Source organism: Herbiconiux daphne (genome assembly GCF_024979295.1).
GTDB classification, from domain to species: Bacteria; Actinomycetota; Actinomycetes; order Actinomycetales; family Microbacteriaceae; genus Herbiconiux; species Herbiconiux daphnes.
In genome coordinates, this window is record NZ_JANLCJ010000508.1 from 1 (window position 1) to 627 (window position 627).

1 protein-coding gene is annotated in these 627 nt (G+C 47.2%); it reads right to left on the reverse strand.

Going from position 1 to position 627, the window contains the following annotated elements; translation table 11 throughout:
- Nucleotides 1–84: 84 nt before the first annotated feature.
- On the reverse strand, nucleotides 85–627 hold a 543-nt coding region (locus tag N1032_RS26130), incomplete at its 5' end, for a hypothetical protein (protein ID WP_259543551.1).

Below are 627 nucleotides of genomic sequence, written 5' to 3' on the forward strand. Positions count from 1 at the left end.
TGAATCTTGAACTCACCGAGAGTCATCGGCTTAGCGTGAACCTGCTTGTGACATTGGTATAACTTAATATCGGACATGCTTACCTCAAGGTTTCTGTAGACGTTTCGCTACAGTGATCATGATGGAACCATCAATTTCACTATGCTCCAGTTTGCCCGGCAACTTATCGTTGAGGTCGAGGAGCTTGGTACGAACTACGTCTAACGCAAACCCTCCGTCAACGAGAATCATGGCGTACTTGAGCAGCATGTTATTGCGATTACCATCACCAGTATTGTTGAGCACCCAACGTTCCAGATTGTCCAGTGACTGTTGGTCATCGAGGAGTTTCTTACGCTCTTCGTTTTTACTGGTTTTAGGAATGTATGGGAGCACATCGAATACTTCGCCATCGGTATACTCGTAGTGACCGGGATGGGTCAGCCACTTCTTGCAACGATGGCTACAGGACTCGTCCACTTCGAACGGCAATCCTTCGATTACGTTCTGCATGAACTCTTTGTACTCTTTCGCATCCAGTTGCAGCTCATAGTTAATGGGCAGCATGATGCGGAATCGGTTGTCCTGTTGAGTGTGACGCTTGGTTGTGTAGTACAAAGCCTTGTAGTCTTTGAGGAGCAACTTGGC